The organism is Cellulomonas sp. IC4_254 (assembly GCF_011603975.1).
GTDB lineage: Bacteria > Actinomycetota > Actinomycetes > Actinomycetales > Cellulomonadaceae > Cellulomonas.
On sequence record NZ_JAANNB010000236.1, the window covers coordinates 1 to 5,082 of the forward strand.

General features: G+C 75.7%; 2 protein-coding genes. One reads left to right on the forward strand and one right to left on the reverse strand.

Annotated elements, in window-relative coordinates; genetic code table 11:
• Positions 1–2,216 (forward strand): glycogen debranching protein GlgX (gene glgX / locus G6556_RS16910; RefSeq protein ID WP_205693653.1); only part of this gene is annotated, 2,216 nt, incomplete at its 5' end.
• 122 nt (positions 2,217–2,338) lie between these two features.
• Here the strand turns inward: glgX and glgP are convergent.
• A complete protein-coding gene (gene glgP, locus G6556_RS16915; protein WP_166944020.1) occupies positions 2,339–4,921 on the reverse strand; it encodes an alpha-glucan family phosphorylase in 2,583 nt (860 codons plus the stop codon).
• Between the last annotated feature and the right edge of the window lie 161 nt (positions 4,922–5,082).

Sequence of the window (5,082 nt, forward strand, 5' to 3'; positions counted from 1 at the left end):
CCCGCCTCGGGGTGCACGTGACGGACGACGGCGTCGAGGTCGGCGTCCTCGCCCCGCACGCGGACGCGGTGGACCTCTGCCTGCTCGACCCCGACCCGGCGGCCCCGACCGGCTGGGCCGAGCGCCGCGTCCGGCTCGACGGCCCCGACCTCGGCGTGTTCACCGCGCGGGTGCCCGGCGTCCGGCCCGGGCAGCGCTACGGCCTACGCGCCCACGGACCCTGGGACCCGGGCGCCGGCCTCCGGTACAACCCCGCCAAGCTGCTGGTGGACCCGTACGCCCGCGGCCTGGTCGGCGAGGTCGACCACGGCCCGGCGACCTACGGCCACGTCGTCGACGACGCGCTCCGGGGCGACCCCGCGGGCGAGCCCGACCCGCGCGACTCGGTCGCGCACGTGCCGCACGCCGTCGTGCTCGACCGCCGCCCCGGGCGCCGCGGCGCAGGCGACCGCGTCGACCCGGCCGCCAACCGCCCGCACACGCCGTGGGCGGACACCGTCGTCTACGAGGCGCACGTCAAGGGCCTGACCGTCCGGCACCCCGACCTGCCGCCGCACCTGCGCGGGACCTACGCGGCGCTCGGGCACCCGGCCGTCGTCGACCACCTGCGCGCGCTCGGCGTCACCGCGCTGGAGCTGCTGCCGGTGCACGCGTTCTCCTCGGAGCCGCACCTCGTGCAGCGCGGCCTCACGAACTACTGGGGCTACAGCACGCTGGGCTTCTTCGCCCCGCACGCCCCCTACGCCACGGCCGCCGCCCGCGCCGCCGGCCCCGCCGCGGTGCTCGACGAGCTGCGCACCGCGGTGCACGCGCTGCACGAGGCGGGCATCGAGGTGCTGCTCGACGTCGTCTACAACCACACCTGCGAGGGCGGCCTCCCCGGCCAGCACCTGTCCTGGCGCGGCCTCGACTCCGCGGTCTACTACCTGCACGACGGCGCGCACCCCGCCGCCCTGGCGGACGTGACCGGCACCGGCAACACCCTCGACTTCCGGCGACCCGAGGTCGTCCGGCTCGCGCTCGACTCGCTGCGCTACTGGGCGCAGGAGGTCGGCGTCGACGGGTTCCGGTTCGACCTGGCGGTGACGCTCGGGCGCGGGCACGCCGGCTTCGACCCCGACCACCCGTTCCTGGTCGCGGCCGCCACCGACCCTGCGCTGCACGGGCTGAAGCTGGTCGCCGAGCCGTGGGACGTCGGGCCGGGCGGCTGGCGGACCGGCCAGTTCCCGATGCCGTTCGCCGAGTGGAACGACCGGTTCCGCAACTCCGTGCGGTCGTTCTGGCTCGCCGACCCGGCCCGCGCGGCGCACGGCCTGCCCGAGCACCGGGTGCGCGACCTCGCGACCCGGCTGGCGGGGTCCGTCGACCTGTTCGGGCACTCCGACCCGCCGCTCGCCCGCGGGCCCCGCGCGTCGGTCAACTACGTCACCGCGCACGACGGGTTCACCCTGGCCGACCTGGTCGCCTACGAGCACAAGCACAACGAGGCCAACGGCGAGCAGAACCGCGACGGCTCCGACGACAACCGGTCCTGGAACCACGGCGTCGAGGGCCACGTCGCGGCGGACTCCGTGGCGGCGGACATCGTGCCGCTGCGCCGCCGGTCGATCCGGAACCTCCTGGCGACGCTGGTGCTGGCCGCCGGGACGCCGATGATCACGGCCGGCGACGAGCTCGGCCGCACCCAGCGCGGCAACAACAACGCCTACTGCCAGGACTCGTCGCTGTCCTGGGTGTCCTGGGACCTGGCGCCGTGGCGGCGGGACCTGCTGGCCACCGCCCGGCACCTGACCGCCCTGCGGCGCGCGCACCCGGCGCTGCGCAGCCCGCGGTTCTTCACCGGGCGCGCCGGCGCGGACGGCCGGCCGGACCTGGCGTGGTTCGACCCGGCGGGTGCCGTGTTCACCCACGAGCGCTGGCACGACGCCGACCTGCGCACGCTGCAGATGCTCCGCACCGCCGACGGCGACGCGGTGCTGCTGGTGGTGAACGGGTCGCTGGACCCGGTCGACGTGGTCCTCGCGGACCCGGCCGGCGGTGCGGCGGCCGGGGACGCGGCGGCCGGGGACGCGGGGACGACGTGGGAGCTCGTGTGGGACTCCACCTGGGAGCACCCGGGCGAGGTCAGCGCCGCCGCGCTCAACGGCGGCGTGCACCAGGACGCCGGCACCCGCGCCGCCCTGGAGCCGCTGAGCCTCCGCGTCTACGTCGCCTGACCCGGCCGACTGCTGGTCGCCGAGATAGGGCCACCCGCCCGAGACAGGGCCTGCTCCGGCCCTGTCTCGGCGCGCAGGCCCTCTCTCGGCGCGGGGTGCGACGCGTGGGTGCGCGGCGCGGGTCAACCCGCGTTCGCGACCAGGCCCACCTCGGCGACCGAGGCCAGGCCCTCGTGCCGCGGCACGACGCGCACGCTGTACCCGAACGGCCCCGACGCGTCGAGGACCAGGTCCCCGGCGAACCCGTACCGGCCGCCCTCGTAGGTGTCCGCGAGCGCCAGCGGGTCGACGGTGAAGCCGTGCAGCTCGTCGGCCTCGGAGACCTTGCCGTGCACGACCTGCACCTCGACGTCCTCGGGCTTGAGGTCCCCGAGCGCGACGTACGCCTTCACGTGCAGCTGGTCGCCGACCTGCGGCACCTCGCCGACGCCGCCGGACTCGACGTGGTCGACCCGGACGTGCTGCCAGCCCGACCGCATGCGGCCCTTCCAGGCGGCGAGCTCGCGCGCCCCGGCGAAGCCCGAGTCGCCCGCGAGCGCCCGGCCCGCGACCGCCGCGGGTGCGTACAGCCGCTCGACGTAGTCGGCGACCATGCGGGTGGCCTGCACCTTCGGGCCGAGGGTGGCGAGCGTGTGCCGCACCATCTCCAGCCAGCGGCCGGGCAGCCCGCGCTCGTCGCGGTCGTAGAACCGGGGCGCCACCTGGTGCTCGATGAGCTCGTACAGCGCGGCGGCCTCGAGGTCGTCGCGGCGGTCCGGGTCCTCGACGCCGTCGGCGGTGGGGATGGCCCAGCCGTTCTCGCCGTCGAACCACTCGTCCCACCACCCGTCGAGGATGGACAGGTTGAGCCCGCCGTTGAGCGCCGCCTTCATGCCGGAGGTGCCGCAGGCCTCGAGCGGGCGCAGCGGGTTGTTCAGCCAGACGTCGCAGCCCGGGTAGAGGGTCTGGGCCATCGCGATGTCGTAGTTCGGCAGGAACACGATGCGGTGCCGTACCCCGGCGTCGTCGGCGAACCGGACGAGCTGCTGGATGAGCCGCTTGCCCTGGTCGTCGGCGGGGTGCGACTTGCCGGCGATGACGAGCTGCACGGGCCGCTCGGGGTGGGTGAGCAGGGCGCGGAGCCGCTCGGGGTCGCGCAGCATCAGGGTGAGCCGCTTGTAGGTGGGCACCCGGCGCGCGAACCCGATGGTGAGCACGTCGGGCGACAGCACGTCGTCGACCCAGCCGAGCTCGGCCGGGCTGGCGCCGCGCTGCGCCCAGGAGTGCCGCACACGACGGCGGGCGTCCGCGACGAGCTGCGCGCGCAGCGTCCGGCGCATCCCCCACAGCTCCTCGTCGGTGATCGCGTCGGTGCGCAGCCAGCCGACGCCCGCGGCGATCTCCTCGCCGGACAGCCGCGCGGCCGCGAGGTCGGACAGCCGCCGGTCGACCCAGGTCGGGGCGTGCACGCCGTTGGTCACCGAGGTGATCGGCACCTCGACGTCGTCGAAGCCCGGCCACAGGCCGTTGAACATGCCGCGGGACACCTCGCCGTGCAGCAGCGAGACGCCGTTGGCCCGGCCGCCGAGCCGCAGGCCCATGACGGCCATGTTGAACATCGTCGGGTCGCCGCCCGGGTAGTCCTCCGCGCCGAGCGCGAGCACCCGGTCGACCGGGACGCCCGGGGCGGCGTTCGCGCCGCCGAAGTACTGCTGCACCAGCCCGGCCTCGAACCGGTCGATGCCGGCGGGCACGGGCGTGTGCGTGGTGAACACCGTCGCCGCGCGGACGGCCTCCAGCGCCTCGTCGAAGCCGAGGCCCGCGCCGGTGACCAGCTCGCGGATCCGCTCCACGCCGAGGAACCCGGCGTGGCCCTCGTTGGTGTGGTAGACCTCCGGCTCCGGCGCGCCGGTGAGCCGGGACCACACGCGCAGCGCGCGCACGCCGCCGACGCCGAGCAGCAGCTCCTGCTGCAGCCGGTGCTCGCCGCCGCCGCCGTACAGCCGGTCGGTGACCTTGCGGGCCGCCTCGTCGTTCTCGGGCACGTCGGAGTCGAGCAGCAGCAGCGGCACCCGGCCGACCGTCGCGGTCCACACGTGCGCGTGCAGCGTGCGGTCGCCGGGCAGCGCGATCGAGACCACCGCGGGGGTGCCGTCGTGCTCGCGGACCAGGGTGAGCGGCATGCCGTCCGGGTCGAGCAGCGGGTAGGTCTCCTGCTGCCAGCCGTCCCGGGTCAGCGACTGCTTGAAGTAGCCCGCGCCGTACAGCAGGCCGACGCCGATCACCGGCACGCCCAGGTCGGACGCGCTCTTGAGGTGGTCGCCGGCCAGGATGCCGAGGCCGCCGGAGTACTGCGGCAGCACGGCGGTGATGCCGAACTCCGGGGAGAAGTAGCCGATCGCCGCGGGCAGCGACGGGTCCGAGGCCTGCCGCTGCTGGTACCAGCGCGGCGCCTCCAGGTACTCGTGCAGGTCCGCCGTCGCGGCGCGCACCGCGGCGACGACGTCGGGGTCGGCGGCCAGCTCGGCGAGCCGCTCGGGGCGCAGCGCGCCGAGCAGCGCGACCGGGTCGCCGTGCACCTCGTCCCACAGCGCGGGGTCGATGCGGGCGAACAGGTCACGGGTCGGCGCGTGCCACGACCAGCGCAGGTTGTGGGCGAGCTCGTCCAGGTCGGCGAGCTCGGCGGGCAGCGAGGTGCGGACGGTGAATCGGCGGATGGCTCTCACCCGCCTGAGCCTAGGCACTGCGGGGGTGCCGCGAACAGCACCTCGGTCCCACCTTCTGCACCCGGTTCCCCGCAGGTCGGCCGTCCGGATGGCTGGGCCCCGCACCAGTGGATAGGTTCGGTCCCGTGACGTCGACACCCTCGCCGCGCCAGCCCGCGTCC